This window comes from Pseudomonas sp. BIOMIG1BAC, assembly GCF_001705995.2.
GTDB lineage: Bacteria > Pseudomonadota > Gammaproteobacteria > Pseudomonadales > Pseudomonadaceae > Aquipseudomonas > Aquipseudomonas sessilinigenes.
Genome location: NZ_CP049045.1, coordinates 1,032,688 through 1,052,957, shown reverse-complemented (window position 1 = coordinate 1,052,957; position 20,270 = coordinate 1,032,688). Strand labels below are relative to the sequence as shown.

The 20,270-nt window shown below is 60.3% G+C and carries 8 protein-coding genes, 2 tRNA genes and 3 rRNA genes; 1 reads left to right on the top strand and 12 read right to left on the bottom strand.

Annotation, left to right across the window (positions count from 1 at the left end):
* Positions 1-77 precede the first annotated feature (77 nt).
* On the top strand, positions 78-1,028 hold the full coding sequence (locus tag ATY02_RS04750) for a LysR family transcriptional regulator (RefSeq protein WP_068577383.1): 951 nt from the start codon (positions 78-80) through the stop codon (positions 1,026-1,028).
* Positions 1,029-1,112: 84 nt separating this feature from the next.
* On the opposite strand, the gene ATY02_RS04745 is transcribed toward ATY02_RS04750, so the two are convergent.
* The 12 genes from ATY02_RS04745 to ATY02_RS04690 form a co-directional block, all read right to left on the bottom strand.
* Complete coding sequence (locus tag ATY02_RS04745) at positions 1,113-1,607, bottom strand: OmpA family protein (protein ID WP_068577381.1); 495 nt, start codon at positions 1,605-1,607, stop codon at positions 1,113-1,115.
* A 14-nt stretch (positions 1,608-1,621) separates the two neighbouring features.
* Positions 1,622-2,890 carry a diguanylate cyclase domain-containing protein gene (locus ATY02_RS04740; RefSeq protein ID WP_068577379.1) on the bottom strand — a complete coding sequence of 423 codons (1,269 nt, stop codon included), beginning with the start codon at positions 2,888-2,890 and terminating at the stop codon, positions 1,622-1,624.
* A complete protein-coding gene (locus ATY02_RS04735; RefSeq protein ID WP_068577377.1) occupies positions 2,887-3,468 on the bottom strand; it encodes a YfiR family protein in 582 nt (193 codons plus the stop codon). The genes ATY02_RS04740 and ATY02_RS04735 overlap by 4 nt, the downstream gene beginning before the upstream one ends.
* Before the next feature lie 105 nt (positions 3,469-3,573).
* Positions 3,574-5,655 carry an exodeoxyribonuclease V subunit alpha gene (recD, locus tag ATY02_RS04730; RefSeq protein WP_068577375.1) on the bottom strand — a complete coding sequence of 694 codons (2,082 nt, stop codon included), beginning with the start codon at positions 5,653-5,655 and terminating at the stop codon, positions 3,574-3,576.
* Positions 5,652-9,341: an exodeoxyribonuclease V subunit beta gene (gene recB, locus ATY02_RS04725; RefSeq protein ID WP_068577372.1), complete on the bottom strand. Its 3,690-nt coding sequence runs from the start codon at positions 9,339-9,341 to the stop codon at positions 5,652-5,654. The genes recD and recB overlap by 4 nt, the downstream gene beginning before the upstream one ends.
* On the bottom strand, positions 9,338-12,790 hold the full coding sequence (recC, locus tag ATY02_RS04720) for an exodeoxyribonuclease V subunit gamma (RefSeq protein ID WP_068577370.1): 3,453 nt from the start codon (positions 12,788-12,790) through the stop codon (positions 9,338-9,340). Before recC ends, recB begins: the two co-directional genes overlap by 4 nt.
* A 163-nt stretch (positions 12,791-12,953) precedes the next feature.
* Positions 12,954-13,069: ribosomal RNA gene (rrf, locus tag ATY02_RS04715) — 5S ribosomal RNA — on the bottom strand.
* A gap of 136 nt (positions 13,070-13,205) precedes the next feature.
* Positions 13,206-16,097, bottom strand: a 23S ribosomal RNA gene (locus ATY02_RS04710).
* Positions 16,098-16,316: 219 nt separating this feature from the next.
* Positions 16,317-16,392, bottom strand: a tRNA-Ala gene (locus ATY02_RS04705).
* Between the two features lie 10 nt (positions 16,393-16,402).
* A tRNA-Ile gene (locus ATY02_RS04700) sits at positions 16,403-16,479 on the bottom strand.
* Positions 16,480-16,602: 123 nt separating this feature from the next.
* A 16S ribosomal RNA gene (locus ATY02_RS04695) occupies positions 16,603-18,139 on the bottom strand.
* Together the 16S, 23S and 5S rRNA genes with 2 tRNA genes alongside form the textbook arrangement of a ribosomal RNA operon.
* A gap of 625 nt (positions 18,140-18,764) precedes the next feature.
* Positions 18,765-20,258, bottom strand: coding sequence for a CoA-acylating methylmalonate-semialdehyde dehydrogenase (locus ATY02_RS04690; protein WP_068585441.1), 1,494 nt, complete (start codon positions 20,256-20,258; stop codon positions 18,765-18,767).
* Between the last annotated feature and the right edge of the window lie 12 nt (positions 20,259-20,270).

Genomic DNA, 20,270 nt, shown 5'->3' with positions numbered 1-20,270 from the left:
GCGAGTTGGTATCGGACTGTTTTTGGAGTATAGATGTGCAAACTTCTAATAAGAACGCACATAAAATCCGGTCCATCATGCAAAAAAACATCACCTCGCTGAGCACCCTGAACTGGGACGACCTGAAGTTTTTCCTGGAGGTGGCGCGTACTCGCAAGGCCAGCAGCGCGGCCAAGCGCCTGGCGGTGGACTACACCACGGTGTCACGGCGCATCGGCTCGCTGGAAACCGCCCTGGGCACCCTGCTGTTCGAAAAGTCCCGTACCAACGGCTTCGTCCTGACTGCCGAGGGCCAGCGCCTGCTGGGGTATGCCGAGTCGATCGAAAGCACCCTGCACATGGCCTGCGAGCAGGTCTCGGGCTCCGGCGTGGCGCTGTCCGGGCATGTGCGCATGGGCTGCACCGAAGGTTTCGGCACCTTCTTCATCACCCCGCAGCTCAGCCATTTCCTCGACGCCTACCCGGCGATTTCGGTGGATATCCTGCCACTGCCGCACTTCATCAGCCTGTCCAAGCGCGAAGCCGACATCGTCATTGCCCTGGAGCGTCCGGAACATGGGCCCTACGTGTGCTGCAAGCTGTGCGACTACCGCCTGCAGCTATACGCCACCCAGGAATACCTCGATCGCCATCCGCCGATCCGCCGCCCCAGCGACCTGGGCGAGCATCAGTTCATCAGCTATGTCGACGACCTGGCCTTCAGCTCCGAGCTGCTGTACCTGGCCAACGTGGTCCCCGGGGCCAGCGCACACCTGCGCAGCACCAGCGTCATCGCCCAGTACGTGGCGGCGCAGCAGGGCCGCTCGCTGGCGATCCTGCCGTGTTTCCTGGCGGCCCAGGACCCACGCTTGCTGCCGGTGCTGCCCAAGGAAATCAACCTGACCCGGCAATTCTGGATGTACTGCCGCGAGGACCTGCGCAAGCTCAAGCGCATCACACTGCTATGGGATTACATCCGCGAGGTGACCGAGCAGAACCAGCCCTTGTTGATGGGGGACACTCGAAGCATGTCGTTCAGTGCCCCCTAGCCTTGTGCCGCCATGCCGTATCGGTCACCGATCGGCCTGGCGAAGCGGCCGTAGGACTACAGCCGCGACTGGATGGATCGCCGCTCAGTCGGCGATCACCACGATCGACACCCGACGATTCTCGGTACGCCCGGCCGGGGTGCTGTTGGAGGCCACCGGCTCGCTGCTGCCAAGGCCGCGCAACTGGATGTTCTCTTCGCGCATGCCAACCTGGGTCAGGACCTTGACCACGCTCTTGGCCCGGCGCATGGAGAGCTGCGTGTTGTAGGCCTCCTTGCCGGAGGCATCGGTGTGGCCGTCGACCCGCACCTTCTGGATATCGACACTGAGCAAGGCCTTGCCGATGCGCTGGACGATCTCGGTGCTGGCCGGGTTCAAGCTCTCTATATCACTGCCGAACAACACCTTGCCCGACAGGCCGAAGGCCCAGCCTTCATCCGTCAGTTCGAAGCCCTCCTGTTTCAGCACCGCGATCTGCTTCGGGGTCAGGCCCTTGGGTGGCACGCTCTGGCAGCCCGTCAAGGCCAGCAAGGCCATGAACACCAGGGCACCGAAAAGTCGAACCGAACGTTGTGTCATTGAGAACAAGGGAGTTAGCTCCTGTTTTGAACCTGGACGACGGGGGACTCCGCCCCCACTGTGTGCTGCCCGCCTCGCGCGCCTCGCTTGGCCTGGTACATGGCCGCGTCGGCGGCATTCAACAGACTGCCCGGAGTGGCGCCATGCTCCGGATACACGGCGATGCCGATGCTCAGCGATGTCAGGATCGACAGGCTACCTGGCAACTGGATCGGCATCTCCATGCTGTTGATGATCTTGTCGGCGATGCGCTGGGCATCCTCCACCCGATGCAGGGGCGTCAACAACACCGCGAATTCATCGCCACCCAGGCGCGCCACCAGGTCATCCTCGCGCAGTTGCGCTCGAATCCGCGTGGCCACGGCCACCAGCACCGCATCCCCGGCGGCATGGCCAAAATTGTCGTTGATTTCCTTGAACCGATCGCTGTCCAGGAACAGCACCGCCATGTGTTCGTTGTGCTTGTTGGCACTGCGCAGGGCGCGGATCAGCCGTCCCTCGAAGAAGGCCCGGTTAGGCAGGCCGGTCAAACTGTCATGGCTGGCCTGGTGGGCCAAGGTCTCATTCTCGCTCTGCAGGTGAGTCTGCCAGACCTCCAGTTCATCGAGCAGGGCGTTGAAGTCATTGCCCAGGTTGTCCAGCTCGGCGATTTGCGCCGGCGGCACCCGTTGGTCGAAGGCTCGCTCGCGTCGGGCCGCGTGGGCCACGTCCGCCAGGCTGCGTAGCGGGCCCGTGATATCGCGCAGTTGCCGGCGTGCCAGGTACAGGGCGGCCCAGGCACTCAGGGCGATGCACAGCACGATGCCCACCAACCCGCTGAAGAGGAAGCGCAACAGGCTGCCGCCATGGCCGGTGACATTGACGCTGCCGATCTCCTGGCCCTGGCGATAGATCGGCACGCTGATGGGTTTTTCCAGGAATGTGCTGGCGATGTGCATTTCCAGGTTGGTCAGGAAACCACTGTCCGGACGCTGCCAACTGGCCAGCAACTGCCCCTGGCTGTCGTAGACCTTGGCGTCGGCCACCTCCTCGGTGGAAGCGATCAGCGCCAGGGCCTCGGTGGCCACGACGTTATCGTGGAACACCACGGCAGCTTCCACCGTATAGCTGATGGAACGGGCGATCAGGTGCAGGTTGTGGTCGGCATACACCCGCAGGGCCAGTACGCCAAGGCCGGTCAGGGACAGGCTGGCCATGGAGATCGCCAGCAGGGCAACGATCAGATGGCCGCGACCGATGACCGACCGCAAGGTAGGGCGGGAGTTGGACTTGAACAGTTTCATGGCTCCGCCGGACGCCGACGGGACAACTGCAACACACTGGGATGGATCTTCACCCCACTGCGCGCCACTGAGTCCAGATTGACTTCGAACGATACCTGGCTGTCGCTGACTCGCAGGCAGAACAGGCTGCCCACGGTGCATTGGTCGCCCCCCTCGCTGATGCTCAGCACCGGCTGCCCGGTCAACGAACTGAACAAGCGAGTACGCTGCTCAGTCCCCAGCTTGCCGACGTAGACCGAATCGCACTCACTGGCGATCGTCGCGTTACTGGCCAGTAACCGACGCACCTGCACCGGGCGTCCGGTAGCCTGGGTGGCCCCCTTGAGCAGATCGTCGGTGTATTCGGTGGGACCTACCACGCAAAGACGCAACTGCGCTGGCTCGACCGGCCAGCGCGCATAGCTGAGGATGCCCAGCACCACTTGGGTCACTGCCTTGGCCCGCTGTTCGGCCAGGCTGGCCGGTGCCGAGGGCTCGGGCTGTGCGATGGCCAACAGGCTGAACAGGCAAAGGATGGTCGCCAGCACGTACTGCCGCCACCGCAAAATGCGCTCTGTCCTCAAGACAGCCACGTCCATGCAGGGAATCTCGTTGATTTTCACGAAGATGATGCCGCAACGATAGCACAGCCCTGGAAAATGCCGCGAGATCGACGCGGTGCAACCATGCCTGGAAGCCCGGCCTCAGTCCAGCTCCAGCATCAATCCGCTCAGGCGCTTGACCCGCCGTCGCACCGCCTCCTCGAAGACACCGGCACGGGGTTCGATCAGGCTGAACCAATCCTTGGCCCGGGTGATGCCGGTGTAGATCAACTCCTTGGTCAGTACCGGATTCAATGCATCGGGCAGGATCAGCGCGGTATGGGCGAACTCCGAGCCCTGGGACTTGTGCACGGTCATGGCGTAGACGGTTTCCACGTCGTTGAGCCGGCTCGGCAGCACCAGGCGCACGCCGCCCTGGCCATCGTTGCGCGGGAAGGCCACGCGCAGCACCTGGCGGCCCGCCTCGCCGCCGTCCTGTTCCGGCAAGCGCAGGGCAATGCCGATATCACCATTCATCAGGCCCAGGCCATAGTCATTGCGGGTCATCAAGACCGGACGGCCCTCGTACCATTGCTGGTCGCTTTCGATCAGCCGGGCCTTGAACAGCGCCTGGGTGATGCGCTGGTTCAGACTCTCGACGCCCCAAGGCCCCTTGCGTACCGCACAGAGCAGCTGGAAGCGGTCGAAGGCCTGCAGGACGTTGCGTGCCCAATCGGTCCAACGCCGGTCTTCCAGGCCGGTACCAACCGGTGGACGCTGGCTGCGCAGCACATTCAGGTAATGGCGATAGCCTTGCGGCCCTTCGCCGTGGCCTTCGAGCAACAGCCGTTCCAGGGCCCGGTCCTGTTCACCCTTGAGGCTCAGGCCATGCAAGTCCCCATGGCTGCGGGCCGCCAGCAAGCGCCGGGCCTCGTCGGCCTGTTGCTGATTGACCCAGCGTGCCAGCTGGCCGATGCCACTGCCTTCGCCAAAGCGCCGGGAGTGACGCAGCATCACCACCTGCTGCGCCAGGGGGTGCTGGTGCCCGTGATCTTCCTGCAGGCCACTGGTGGCCAGGTCTTCACCACTGACCGTCTCGAGCCAGGCGCGGGTCTGCGGGTTGTACCAGCCCGCCTCGGCATCCCGGCACAAGTCACCCAGCACGGCTCCAGCCTCCACCGAGGCCAACTGGTCCTTGTCCCCCAGCAGCACCAGGCGTGCATGGATGGGCAAGGCATCGAGCAGGTTGGCCATCATTTCCAGATCGATCATCGAGGCCTCGTCCACGACCAGCACATCCAGTGGCAAGCGATTGCCGGCATGGTGGCGAAAGTGCCGGGTCCCCGGGCGATTGCCCAGCAGGCGGTGCACGGTGGTCACTTCGCTGGGGATCTTTTCCCGCACCTCATCGGCCACCGACAAGGAGCGCACCTGCAGGCTGATCGACTCCGTCAACCGCGCCGCGGCCTTGCCGGTGGGGGCTGCCAGGCGGATGCGCAGGGGCTTGCGAACCTCCACTGCCGGCCCCTGGAGCAGGGCCAGCAGGCGGACCACCGTGGTGGTCTTGCCGGTGCCCGGGCCTCCGGTGATGATGCTGAAGGCCCCTCGCGTGGCCAGGGCACAGGCGAGTTTCTGCCAGTCGACCGGACCACTGGCCCTGGCTGCGCCGAACAACTCGTCAAGGCGCCGGGCCAGATGCTCGGGGGTTACCTCGGTCTGTGCCAGGCGCTGGCGCAGGGCATTGTCTATGCGTCGCTCATAGGCCCAATAGCGCCGCAGGTATAGGCGCTTGCCCGACAGAACCAGGGGCCGCTGTCGCGCACCCTCGCCGTGGTCCGCAGCCAGGGCGACCAATCGGCTACCGGCCAGGACCTTGCACCAGTGTGCGCCCTCAAGGCCGGCCAGGACTTGGGAAGGCAGCGCCGGCGCGCCATTCTGCGCGTCCCCTTCGGGGGGCAATGACAGGGCGAAGTCCGGCTCCTTGAGGGTTTCGAACAGGTCCAGGCAGACATGTCCGTGCCCCAGTTGATGACTGCTCAGGGCCGCGGCCATCAGCACCAATGGGTCGCACTCCGGGTCCAGTTCATGGAGGAAGGCCACGAAGGCCTTGTCCAGGGCCCGCAGCCACCCCCGCGCCACCCATAGGTCGAGCAACTGCAGCAGGTCAGCGGCACGGCCCAAGGGGGCCTGGCCCTGGGAGGCCGGCTCCGGCTCGTCCAGGGAGGCGAACAGATCCGGGGTCATAGCAGCACTCCCTGTTCCCAGGCAGGTTCGACCCTGGGCGGCTCGGCCTGGCCCTGGAACATCAGGTCCAGGCGCTCGATCAACTGCCGCGGCGGGCGGGTGAAGTACAGGCCCCGGCTGGCCGCCTGAGTGCCCCGCAGGAACAGGTACAAAGCCCCGCCCATGTGCCGGTCGTAGTCGTAGTCGGCCAGGCGGGCCTTCAACTGTCGGTGCAGGGCCAGCAGGTACAGGACGTACTGCAGGTCATAGCGATTGTCGAGGATCGATTGTTCCATGGCCTGCTCGGTGTAGGCGGCGTCATCGACGCCCAGCCAGTTGGACTTGTAGTCGGCCACGTAGTAGCGGCCGTGGTGCTCGAAGGTCAGGTCGATAAAGCCCTTGAACATGCCATTGAGCAGCACGGGCTCGGCAGTCACCCGGGGCGCCCCCTGGTGCGTCTGCTGGCGCACCAGTTCGTCGAGCTTGAGTACATCGACCTTGTGGCTGGCGAACCAGAACTCCATCTCCACCCGATACTGGACCAACTGCCCGAGCACCACGGGTGGCTGCCCCTCTCCCGCCGGCAAGGGTACTTGCAGCACCTGCTGCAACCAATCGCTGAGGGTCGGGATCCAGCCTTCCCAGCCCCGGCGATTGCAACGGCGGGCGACCGCATCGGTGATCGCTTCGGGGGACGCACGAAAGCCTTCGCCACCCGCCCATTCCAGCAGGCCATGAAGGAAGGTGCCGGGGTTCGGCCCGCGGGGAAAACGATGGATATCGCCACTGCTGGCGACGACCTCCCGAGGCGCCTCGGGGTCCAGGCGTTCATCATCGAACAACTTTTGTGCCTGGGGATCGTCCGGGGCCTGGCTGCCCACACCCAGGGTGTCACTGATCCGCAAGGCGCTATAGGAGGCGATCCACCAGTTCTCCGCGGCCCGGCGCACGGGAGCCAGCGCAGCCAGCAGGCGGGCTTCGTTGCGCGGCGGATAGAAACGCTGGTCATCGGCGGGCGGCAACTCGGCCACCGCGATGGCATCGCAGCCTTGCTGCAGATCCAGCAACCAGCGCTGCAAGCCAATGGACTCGTTCAACTGCGCGCCGCCGCCCAACAGGTAGCCCAGGGCCGAGAGATTCAGGATCGAGTTGCTGTGGTTACCGCGCTTGAGGTCGGCGACTCCCAGCCAGCAGGCATGCCGGGCCCGGGTCAGGGCGACATAGAGCAGCCGCAGGTCCTCGGCCAGGCGCTCGTCGTCAGCCTGGGCGATCAGCTCTGCGCTAGGGCGCAGGCTGACTTGGGGCTTGCCGGCGGCATCGTGGTAATGCAGCGGCAGGCGGCTGCCGTCCACCGGCTTGGTGGAGCAAATGAACGGCAGGAACACCAGGGGGTACTCCAGGCCCTTGGATTTGTGGATGGTGACCACCTTTACCAATTGCTCATCGCTTTCCAGGCGCAGGATCTGCTCCTCGCCCGCTTGCCCGGACAAGGCCAGGTGTTCGGTGAGGTGGCGGATCAGCGCCTGCTCGCCATCGAGCTCGGCGGCGTTCTGCTGCAGCAATTCGGACAGATGCAGGAGGTTGGTCAGTACCCGCTCGCCATCGCTGCGGGCCATCAGGGCCTGGGGCAACTGGAAGTCGTGGAGCAGGCGGCGCAGCATCGGCAGCACGCCCTGGCTCCGCCAGATCGCCCGATAGCCACGGAACTGCATGACTCGCGCTTCCCAGGCCAATTCGTCCTGGTTCAAGCGCTCCAGTTCCACCAGGGGCAGGTTCAGTGTCAAGGACGCCAGGGCGGCACGCAGCGGACGCTCCACGTCCGGCTCGGCACAAGCCTTGAGCCACACCAGCAGGTCGCGGGCTTCCTGGGCGGCAAACACCGAGTCCTTGTCCGAGAGGTACACGCTGCGCACCCCGCGGGCGGCCAGTTCGGCACGGATGGCCTGGGCCTCCTTGCCGTCGCGTACCAGGATGGCGATGTCCGCCGGCAGCAGGCCTTCGAGCTCTTGCGGGCCGCGGGCAAAACCACTGCGGCCCTGCTGGCCGCCATTGAGCAGGCCGACAATGGCACTGGCACAGGACGCGGCCTGGTGCTGGCGATACTGGGCTGCGGACAACGGTTGCTCCGAAGGCAGCAACCAGAAATTCAGTGCCGGTACGGCTTGGCCATCGACCAGCAGGCGCTCCTTGCGGTCCTGGGCCGCCACGGCCAGGAACGGCACCGGGTTCTGGCCATCGGGCTGGCGAAACAGGAAAGCGCCTCGCCCTTGCTGGCGCTGCTCGGCATGCAGGAACACGTGGTTGACCGCACTGACCATGGCCTGGCTGGAGCGGAAGTTGGTGCCCAGGCTATGCAGGCGGCCACTGGTGGCCTGGCGCGCCCGCAGGTAGGTATAGATATCGGCACCGCGAAAGGCGTAGATCGCTTGCTTGGGGTCGCCGATCAGGAACAGCCCGGTCGTCGGGTCGTTGTCTTCGATGCGATAGATGCTCTCGAAGATGCGGTACTGCACCGGATCGGTATCCTGGAACTCATCGATCAAGGCCACCGGAAACTGCTCGCGGATCAGGCTCGCCAAACGCTCGCCGCCATCGCTCTGCAAGGCGCCATCGAGGCGCAGCAGCATGTCGTCGAACCCCATCTCGGCACGGCGGCGCTTCTCTTCCTCAAAGCGTGCCCCGACCCATTGCGCAGCATGTTGCAGCACCGCCGCATCCGGGCTGGGCAAGGCCTCCAGGCTGGCCTTAAGTCCGGCCATCGCCTCAAGCCCGGGATGGCTTGGGGCGTCGCTCTTCCAGGCCTCACTCATGCCTTCTGGGGTCAGGCGACTGAAACCGGTGCCGATATCCAGTTGCTCAAGGCTCTCGTCATCGACCCACGCGTCGATCTTGTCGAACCAGGGCTCGAAATAACGCGCCTGCATCTTGCGTCCATCGACGCTCTTGCTGGCTACCCCTTGCAGGCAGATATCCCGCAATTGCGCAGACCATTGGCGCCAGGGTGCCTTGATCTGCACCAGGGCTTCGCGGCGCTCTTGCAGGCTGGCCTCGATCAACTCGGCTGGCGTCTGCTCCATCGGCCCGCGCCGCTCATTGCCGAACATCGCCCGGACCCGGGGCAGCAACTCGGCCGGCCCCACCCAATGGCTACGCACCCAGTTCAGTGCGTCGCCTTGCAGGGGGTAGCAGAACAATCGCCAGTAATCGCGCAGGACCTGGCCCAGCAAGTCGCTGTGGTCGGTCTCCAGGGTCTGGGTGAACAGGCTGCCGCTGTCGAAAGCGTGTTCGCGCAGCATGCGCTGGCACCAACTGTGGATGGTGGAGACCGCCGCCTCGTCCATCCACTGGGCTGCGATATCCAGGCGATTGGCACAGGCGGCCCATTGCTCGGGGGGGTATTGCTCGCGCAACTGCTCTATCAGGCTGTCCGGGGCCGGGATTTCTTCACGCAAGAAGCGTGCGGCCTCTGCCAGGCGGGTGCGGATACGCTCGCGCAGTTCCTTGGTCGCGGCGTCGGTGAACGTCACCACCAGGATCTGTGGCGGCAGCAGCTCGCGGCCAAAACCTTCGGCTTCACCGCCATGGCCCAGTACCAGGCGCAGGTAGAGCGCGGAAATGGTGAAGGTCTTGCCTGTACCGGCACTGGCCTCGATCAGCTGGCTGCCGTGCAGCGGAAAAGCCAGGGCCAGGGGGCGTTGTCCAGTCATGCTCCGGCCTCCTCGCCGAGGGCTGAACGCCATGGGGCGTTGAGTAGCGGGCGATAGAGCGTTTGGGCCCAGCCGCTGAAGGTTTCATCGGCGATCAATGCGTTGTAGTCGGCAAACTGGCGGGCCAGCGCCGGACTTTCGCGGCGCTCGCCCTGGCTATTCTGCCCATCACCGTCATAGGCCTTGCGCGCCGCGGCGGCGGCCTTGTCCGGATCGCTCTGCCCCAACCAGGCAAAGGCCGTCTTGACGGCCACGGGCAGGGGTTGGCGCATGCCCGCCTGCCAGGCTTGCAAGATCTCGCCCAGGACCTGGCGGGCCACCTCTTGCTCGAGGGGGGCGAGCAGCAGGCTGTCGTCGCTCGCCACCAGTGCCGTGGTCAGGCAGTAGCCACTGGCACAGGCCAGCAAGTGATTGATCCAGGGTTTGATCAGTCGGTGCCACTTGCGGGTCTTGCTGGAGCCGATGCCATTGGCAATGGCGGTCACGGCCAACAGCCCATTATCCGCACGCTGGTGCAAACCGCTTAACCACCCCTCCACTCGGACACCTTGCAAGTCCAGGCTCACCGGCAGTGCACTGGCAAGCGGGGTTGGCCATAGGGCCAGCAATTGCTGGTAGCGCTGCAACAAGTCCGGCAGGGGTTCCATCAACTCCCGTTGCAGGCACTCACCGAAACCGGCCATGGGCAGCAAGCCGCTGGCCTGCAGTCGCTGGGCCTGAGCCTGTAGCGCATGCTCGGGTTGCCGGGCGTCGCCCAGTGCAGCCTCCAGCAAGCTGTCGCTCAGGTTGTAGCGTTGCAGGGCATCAAGGACGAAGGGTTCTTCATCGGCCAAGGGCGCCTCCATCGCTTCGAAGAACACCTTGAGCCGCTGGCTGAAGAAATGCCGTACCGGGTGGCGCAGGAAATCTTGCAACTGGGCCACACTCAGGGGCTCGTCCTGGGCATAGGGCTCCAGGCGCACAAGCGTGTCCTGCTCCTGTGGGGCCTGATGCAGCACTTGCCACTCCCGGGCGTAGCTGAACAGCGGATCGTCGTCATGAAAGTAGCGGGCACTGAAGGGTTGCAGCGGATGCTCCTGGGTCATTTCTTCCAGTAGGGCGCCAGGTGTATCCAGCGCTCGCCAGCCACTGGCCAGGTGATCGCGCAACTGGCCGATCAGCACGGAGGCCGGGCGCTCGCTATTGTCACGGATGCTGCGGCCGACCCAGCTGATGTAGAGCTGGTCACGCGCCGAGAGCAAGGCTTCGAGCAGCAGGTAGCGGTCGTCTTCACGCCGAGAGCGGTCGCCCGGGCGGTAGTCGCTGCCCATCAGGTCGAAGTCCAGGGGGGGCTGGGCCCGCGGGTAGTCGCCATCGTTCATGCCCAGCAGGCACACCAGCTTGAAGGGGATGGCACGCATTGGCATCAGGGTACAGAAGTTCACTGCGCCGGCCAGGAAGCGCTGGGACAGTCGCCCCTGGTCGAGGCCCGCCAACCAGGCCTCCCGTACCACGGTCAAAGGCAGTTCATCCTGCAGGCCCACCGACTCACAGGTTTCCAGCCAGGTTTCGCGTAGGTCTTCCAGTTGGCCCAGCAGGTAATCGTCATGCTCGGTACTGGCCAGGAAGAACTGCTCCAGCAGGTGGTGCAAGCGTTCGCCCCACTGACCAGGCACGGCAGGTTGGCACAGCTGCTCATGGGCCAGTTGCAGGGCGTCGAGCAAGGCCACCAACGGACCTATCAGGGCGGCATCCAGGCCACCGATCTCATCATAGGGCTCGATACCGGCGCAGGCATCGGAACGGCCAACGGCATACCCCAACAGCATGCGCCGCAGACCGAAACGCCAGCTGTTTTGCTCCAGCTCCTCGGGCAGCCCCAATTCGGCTCGCTGTTCGGCATTCATGCCCCAGCGGATACCAGCACCTTCGATCCAGCGATGCAGGGTCGGCAAGTCGGCTTCGTCGACACCGAAACGTGCGCGCAGGGCCGGGACATCCAGCAGATCGAGAATCTCGCTGACCGGGAAGCGGCTGTCCGGCAGTTTCAGCAAGTGTTCCACGGCGATCAGCAGAGGATCGCGGCCACGTTGCCCCTGGTCGGTCAGGGTGTAGGGAATGAAGCGTCGGTCATCGCGTTCCAGTTGGCCGAATACGGCGCGTATATGCGGAGCGTAACTGTCGATATCCGGAACCATGACAATCACGTCGCGAGGGCGCAGCTCGGGATCGGCGCTGAAGCGGGCCAACAGCTGATCGTGGAGAATCTCCACCTCGCGCTGGGCACTGTGGGCAATGTGGAAGCGGATCGACGAGTCCTGCTGGAGATCGACCTCGGGCCATAGCTCGCGGGTTTCATCGAGAGGGCGCAGTTCGAGAATGTCGTCCTGCAATTGCTGGAGCATGCTGAGGGGGCGGGTCTCGCTGAACAGGTCGATCCGTCCATCGCGAAAGGCTGCGCGATAGCTGTTGGGGTCGTCGTAGCTGTCCAAGAGATTGATGTAGTCACGACCTTGCTTGCCCCAGGCGGCCAATAGGGGGTGTGCATGCTGGTGCAGGGTTTGCGGGTCGAGCGCCAGGGGCATGCCGGTCTTGCGCGCCTGGCGCTTGTACTGATGCCGCAGCAGATCCTTGTCGGCGACGATGTCAGCCCAGTGGTGGCGGCAAGGGTTGTGCACGCAAAGCAGTACCTGGCTAAAGCGAGCCAAACCTGCCAGGGCCTCCAGGGCCTGGGCCGGCAGTGATGAGATCCCGAACACTATCACTCGCGGTGGCAGCCCCTGGGGGGTGGAGTCGAGGCTGTTGATTCGCTCGATAAAGCGCTGGTGCACACCTGCTCGGCTCTGGGCCATGCCTTCGGTACCCACGTCCAGGAGCAGCGCTCGCCACAACTCGGCTTGCCAGCAGTTGGCGGGAGGCAAGGCCTTGGGCTCTCCTCGAACGTTGCGCAACTGATGCCGCCCGGCGGCCCAGTCCTCCAGCCAATCGGCCCGGTATACCTGGTATTGGTCGAACAGGTCAGCCAAGCGCTCGGCCAGTTGGTAGCGTTTGCGCAGATCGCTGTCATGGGTCAGGAAACGTTGCAGAGGCTCGAAATGCGGCTCGTCGATCAACTCCGGCAATAGACGCATCAGGCGCCAGGTGAGCGGGGCCTTGTCCAACAGGGATTTGGGGGGAATTTCATCCCGTCCCAGCACCAGGCGATACAGCTGCCACATGAAGCTGCCGGGCAACTGTACATCGATGGCTGCGGCTATGCCGCAGCCACCGGAATCATCGTCTTCGGGGTCTTCGGCCAGGGCCAGCTTCAACCACTGGGCAATGCCATTGCTCTGAACCAGGGCAATTTCATTCTCCAAGGGCGCTAGCGGGTAGCGCCGCATCCAACTGACGACCAGGCTGCGCAACTCGTCCAGGCGGTTACCATGAACCACCATGAAACCAGGGTTGAGGGACGAGGCGTCCGGCATAAAGGATTTCCTTGGAGAATGCAAAAAGCCAGGGCGGAACCTTAGCACTGTCGCGGAACGCTGGCAGCCGGACCGATCAAAGAGCTGCGTGAACGGTGGAAACTTTTCGTTCGCGCAAAGACAAAACCCCAACTGCTTTCGCAATTGGGGTTTCGGAATTTAATCTTGACGATGACCTACTCTCACATGGGGAAACCCCACACTACCATCGGCGATGCATCGTTTCACTGCTGAGTTCGGGATGGGATCAGGTGGTTCCAATGCTCTATGGTCGTCAAGAAATTCTGTAGCTGAGCCGTTGTTTGGGCAACGTTCCAGCGAATGGGTATGTAATAGGTTTGTGTGCTGCAAACTTTCGGTTCGTGCGTCTTCACACACCGCAACTCGCTTCTTAAGCAAATTGCTTGGGTGTTATATGGTCAAGCCTCACGGGCAATTAGTATTGGTTAGCTCAACGCCTCACAGCGCTTACACACCCAACCTATCAACGTCGTAGTCTTCGACGGCCCTTTAGGGGATTCAAGATCCCAGTGAGATCTCATCTTGAGGCAAGTTTCCCGCTTAGATGCTTTCAGCGGTTATCTTTTCCGAACATAGCTACCCGGCAATGCCACTGGCGTGACAACCGGAACACCAGAGGTTCGTCCACTCCGGTCCTCTCGTACTAGGAGCAGCCCCTCTCAAATCTCAAACGTCCACGGCAGATAGGGACCGAACTGTCTCACGACGTTCTAAACCCAGCTCGCGTACCACTTTAAATGGCGAACAGCCATACCCTTGGGACCGGCTTCAGCCCCAGGATGTGATGAGCCGACATCGAGGTGCCAAACACCGCCGTCGATATGAACTCTTGGGCGGTATCAGCCTGTTATCCCCGGAGTACCTTTTATCCGTTGAGCGATGGCCCTTCCATACAGAACCACCGGATCACTAAGACCTACTTTCGTACCTGCTCGACGTGTTTGTCTCGCAGTCAAGCGCGCTTTTGCCTTTATACTCTGCGACCGATTTCCGACCGGTCTGAGCGCACCTTCGTACTCCTCCGTTACTCTTTAGGAGGAGACCGCCCCAGTCAAACTACCCACCATACACTGTCCTCGATCCGGATAACGGACCTGAGTTAGAACCTCAAAGTTGCCAGGGTGGTATTTCAAGGATGGCTCCACGCAGACTGGCGTCCACGCTTCAAAGCCTCCCACCTATCCTACACAAGCAAATTCAAAGTCCAGTGCAAAGCTATAGTAAAGGTTCACGGGGTCTTTCCGTCTAGCCGCGGATACACTGCATCTTCACAGCGATTTCAATTTCACTGAGTCTCGGGTGGAGACAGCGCCGCCATCGTTACGCCATTCGTGCAGGTCGGAACTTACCCGACAAGGAATTTCGCTACCTTAGGACCGTTATAGTTACGGCCGCCGTTTACCGGGGCTTCGATCAAGAGCTTCGCTTGCGCTAACCCCATCAATTAACCTTCCGGCACCGGGCAGGCGTCACACCCTATACGTCCACTTTCGTGTTTGCAGAGTGCTGTGTTTTTAATAAACAGTCGCAGCGGCCTGGTATCTTCGACCGGCATGGGCTTACGGAGCAAGTCCTTCACCCTCACCGGCGCACCTTCTCCCGAAGTTACGGTGCCATTTTGCCTAGTTCCTTCACCCGAGTTCTCTCAAGCGCCTTGGTATTCTCTACCCAACCACCTGTGTCGGTTTGGGGTACGGTTCCTAGTTATCTGAAGCTTAGAAGCTTTTCTTGGAAGCATGGCATCAACCACTTCGTCACCTAAAAGGTAACTCGTCATCAGCTCTCGGCCTTAAGATCCCGGATTTACCTAAGATCTCAGCCTACCACCTTAAACTTGGACAACCAACGCCAAGCTGGCCTAGCCTTCTCCGTCCCTCCATCGCAATAACTAGAAGTACAGGAATATTAACCTGTTTTCCATCGACTACGCTTTTCAGCCTCGCCTTAGGGACCGACTAACCCTGCGTCGATTAACGTTGCGCAGGAAACCTTGGTCTTTCGGCGTGCGAGTTTTTCACTCGCATTGTCGTTACTCATGTCAGCATTCGCACTTCTGATACCTCCAGCAAGCTTCTCAACTCACCTTCACAGGCTTACAGAACGCTCCTCTACCGCATCACTTACGTGATACCCGTAGCTTCGGTGTATGGTTTGAGCCCCGTTACATCTTCCGCGCAGGCCGACTCGACTAGTGAGCTATTACGCTTTCTTTAAAGGGTGGCTGCTTCTAAGCCAACCTCCTAGCTGTCTAAGCCTTCCCACATCGTTTCCCACTTAACCATAACTTTGGGACCTTAGCTGACGGTCTGGGTTGTTTCCCTTTTCACGACGGACGTTAGCACCCGCCGTGTGTCTCCCATGCTCGGCACTTGTAGGTATTCGGAGTTTGCATCGGTTTGGTAAGTCGGGATGACCCCCTAGCCGAAACAGTGCTCTACCCCCTACAGTGATACATGAGGCGCTACCTAAATAGCTTTCGAGGAGAACCAGCTATCTCCGAGCTTGATTAGCCTTTCACTCCGATCCACAGGTCATCCGCTAACTTTTCAACGGTAGTCGGTTCGGTCCTCCAGTCAGTGTTACCTAACCTTCAACCTGCCCATGGATAGATCGCCCGGTTTCGGGTCTATACCCAGCGACTAAACGCCCTATTAAGACTCGCTTTCGCTACGCCTCCCCTATTCGGTTAAGCTTGCCACTGAATATAAGTCGCTGACCCATTATACAAAAGGTACGCAGTCACAGAACAAAGTCTGCTCCCACTGCTTGTACGCATACGGTTTCAGGATCTATTTCACTCCCCTCTCCGGGGTTCTTTTCGCCTTTCCCTCACGGTACTAGTTCACTATCGGTCAGTCAGTAGTATTTAGCCTTGGAGGATGGTCCCCCCATATTCAGACAAGGTTTCTCGTGCCCCGTCCTACTCGATTTCACTTCTAAGATCCTTTCGCGTACAGGGCTATCACCCACTATGGCCGCACTTTCCAGAGCGTTCCGCTAAAATCAAAGAAGCTTAAGGGCTAGTCCCCGTTCGCTCGCCACTACTAAGGGAATCTCGGTTGATTTCTTTTCCTCAGGGTACTTAGATGTTTCAGTTCCCCTGGTTCGCCTCTTACACCTATGTATTCAGTGTAAGATAACCATCTTATGATGGCTGGGTTCCCCCATTCAGAGATCTCCGGATCAAAGTCTGTTTGCCGACTCCCCGAAGCTTATCGCAGGCTACCACGTCTTTCATCGCCTCTGACTGCCAAGGCATCCACCGTATGCGCTTCTTCACTTGACCATATAACCCCAAGCAATCTGGTTATACTGTGAAGACGACATTCGCCGAAAGTTTGCAATTATTCACAAACTTTACCTTAGCCTGATCCACTACCAGTGAAAGTAGTGTTCAGTCTATCTTTCTATCACATACCCAAATTTTTAAAGAACGATCTAATCAAAAGACTAGAAATCAACATTCGATTTGAATGCTCATTTCTAAGCTTTCAGAAGCAGTTTATGGTGGAGCCAAGCGGGATCGAACCGCTGACCTCCTGCGTGCAAGGCAGGCGCTCTCCCAGCTGAGCTATGGCCCCATAACAAAATTGGTGGGTCTGGGCAGATTCGAACTGCCGACCTCACCCTTATCAGGGGTGCGCTCTAACCAACTGAGCTACAGACCCAATTTCGAGCTTGTAACTGTTAGCTTGGAGCTATCAGCTTGGAGCTTAAAGCTGCTTCTATCGTCTTCTTCAATGAATCAAGCAATTCGTGTGGGAGCTTATGAAGCAGCTGATGTCGTCGATTAAGGAGGTGATCCAGCCGCAGGTTCCCCTACGGCTACCTTGTTACGACTTCACCCCAGTCATGAATCACACCGTGGTAACCGTCCTCCCGAAGGTTAGACTAGCTACTTCTGGTGCAACCCACTCCCATGGTGTGACGGGCGGTGTGTACAAGGCCCGGGAACGTATTCACCGCGACATTCTGATTCGCGATTACTAGCGATTCCGACTTCACGCAGTCGAGTTGCAGACTGCGATCCGGACTACGATCGGTTTTGTGGGATTAGCTCCACCTCGCGGCTTGGCAACCCTCTGTACCGACCATTGTAGCACGTGTGTAGCCCAGGCCGTAAGGGCCATGATGACTTGACGTCATCCCCACCTTCCTCCGGTTTGTCACCGGCAGTCTCCTTAGAGTGCCCACCATAACGTGCTGGTAACTAAGGACAAGGGTTGCGCTCGTTACGGGACTTAACCCAACATCTCACGACACGAGCTGACGACAGCCATGCAGCACCTGTGTCAGAGTTCCCGAAGGCACCAATCCATCTCTGGAAAGTTCTCTGCATGTCAAGGCCTGGTAAGGTTCTTCGCGTTGCTTCGAATTAAACCACATGCTCCACCGCTTGTGCGGGCCCCCGTCAATTCATTTGAGTTTTAACCTTGCGGCCGTACTCCCCAGGCGGTCAACTTAATGCGTTAGCTGCGCCACTAAAGTCTCAAGGACCCCAACGGCTAGTTGACATCGTTTACGGCGTGGACTACCAGGGTATCTAATCCTGTTTGCTCCCCACGCTTTCGCACCTCAGTGTCAGTATCAGTCCAGGTGGTCGCCTTCGCCACTGGTGTTCCTTCCTATATCTACGCATTTCACCGCTACACAGGAAATTCCACCACCCTCTACCATACTCTAGCTTGCCAGTTTTGGATGCAGTTCCCAGGTTGAGCCCGGGGCTTTCACATCCAACTTAACAAACCACCTACGCGCGCTTTACGCCCAGTAATTCCGATTAACGCTTGCACCCTCTGTATTACCGCGGCTGCTGGCACAGAGTTAGCCGGTGCTTATTCTGTCGGTAACGTCAAAACAGCAAGATATTAGCTTACTGCCCTTCCTCCCAACTTAAAGTGCTTTACAATCCGAAGACCTTCTTCACACACGCGGCATGGCTGGATCAGGCTTTCGCCCATTGTCCAATATTCCCCACTGCTGCCTCCCGTAGGAGTCTGGACCGTGTCTCAGTTCCAGTGTGACTGATCATCCTCTCAGACCAGTTACGGATCGTAGCCTTGGTGAGCCATTACCTCACCAACTAGCTAATCCGACCTAGGCTCATCTGATAGCGCAAGGCCCGAAGGTCCCCTGCTTTCTCCCGTAGGACGTATGCGGTATTAGCGCTCCTTTCGAAACGTTATCCCCCACTACCAGGCAGATTCCTAGGCATTACTCACCCGTCCGCCGCTGAATCCGTGAGCAAGCTCACTTCATCCGCTCGACTTGCATGTGTTAGGCCTGCCGCCAGCGTTCAATCTGAGCCATGATCAAACTCTTCAGTTCAATACTGCTTGGGTTTTTAAGAAACCCTAAACTTGGCCCAGCAATCTCAAATGACTATTTGATTTCTCGAATGGTCACTTGTGATGCTGATAATCTTTTTGACTATCAGTCTAACTACACAAGCACCCACACGAATTGCTTGATTCAGTTGTTAAAGAGCGGTTGGTTAAGATCTTTCGTCTCAACCGAGGCGCGCATTCTACAGCAGCCTCATTTGCTGTCAAGTGATTTTTTTAAGAAGTTTTCAAAGTTTCCTTTGTAACTTCAACCACTTGCGCTTTCGATCTCTCGTTAGCGGGAGGCGAATTCTACAGCGTTACACGCTGCTGTCAACACCTCTTTTTAACCGCTTTCGATCGAGAGGATCGAAACGCTAACAAGGCCACTTTCGCTGCCTTATCAGCTCCTTTCGGGCTCCGATGAACTGAAGCGTGACCGCTGTCGAAATCTTGGTAACTCGTTGAATCTCAAGGAGTTTTCCGTTTCGACTGCGCCGGAAGTGGGGCGAATTATAGAGACATTAAACTCGCCGTCAACACTTATTTTCATAATTCTGTCACATCGGTCAAAAAAGCCCATAAATGCCAAGGCCGGCCCTTCCGGGCCGGCCTTGGCAGAGCCTTACTTAAAGGCTGGGGAAAGCGAATTGCGAAGCCTCATGGCTGGCCCGCTGTGGCCAGCGCTGGGTAATGGCCTTGCGCCGAGTATAGAAACGCACACCATCCGGGCCGTAGGCATGCAGGTCGCCAAACAGCGAACGCTTCCAGCCACCGAAGCTGTGGTAGGCCACCGGCACCGGCAGCGGTACGTTGACCCCCACCATGCCGACTTCAATCTCGTCGCAGAACAAACGCGCAGCTTCACCGTCACGGGTAAAGATGCAGGTGCCATTGCCATACTCATGATCGTTGATCAGTTGCATGGCCTCTTCCAGGCTGTTGACCCGCACGATGCACAACACCGGCCCGAAGATCTCTTCTTTATAGATGCGCATCTGCGGAGTAACACGATCGAACAGGCAGCCACCCAGGAAGAAGCCCTCTTCGTGGCCGGCCACGCTCAGGCCACGACCATCCACCACCAGTTGGGCACCGGCAGCCACGCCGTCTTCTACATAACCGCTGACCTTGTCCTTTGCCTGGGCGGTGACCAGCGGCCCCATGTCCAGACCGCACGAAGTGCCGGCACCGATCTTCAGCGCCTTGATCTGCGGCACCAGCTTGGCCACCAGGGCATCAGCCACCTGGTCACCCACGCACACCGCCACCGAAATCGCCATGCAACGCTCGCCACAGGAACCATAGGCCGCGCCCATCAGTGCGCTGACTGCATTATCAAGGTCGGCATCCGGCATCAGCACCGCATGGTTCTTCGCCCCACCCAGCGCCTGGACGCGCTTGCCGCGCTTGGTACCTTCGGCATAGATGTATTCGGCGATCGGCGTCGAACCGACAAAACTCAAGGCCTTGACCTCCGGCGCCTCGATCAGCGCATCCACCGCCGCCTTGTCGCCATGCACTACGTTCAGCACACCCTTGGGCAACCCGGCCTCATGCAGCAACTGGGCAATCAACAGCGTAGAGCTGGGATCACGCTCGGAAGGCTTGAGGATGAAGCAGTTGCCACAGGCAATCGCCAGCGGGTACATCCACAACGGCACCATGGCGGGGAAGTTGAACGGGGTGATACCGGCGACCACACCCAGCGGCTGGAAGTCGGACCAGGCATCGATGTTCGGGCCGACATTCCGGCTGTATTCGCCCTTGAGGATCTCAGGTGCGGCACAAGCGTATTCGACGTTCTCGATACCGCGCTTCAATTCACCAGCGGCGTCTTCCAGCGTCTTGCCATGCTCTTCGCTGATCAACTGGGCGATACGTGCCTCGTTCTGCTCCAGCAACTGCTTGAACCGGAACATCACCTGGGCGCGCTTGGCCGCTGGCGTGTTGCGCCAAGCCGGAAATGCCGACTTGGCGGAATCGATCGCCTGTTGAATGGTTTCGCGGCTGGCCAACGGTACCTTGTGAATCGCCTGGCCAGTGGACGGGTTGAAGACATCGCTGCTACGACCGCTGTCGCTTACCAGCTCGCCATGGATCAGGTGTGGAATCAGACTCATGCGGGAACTCCT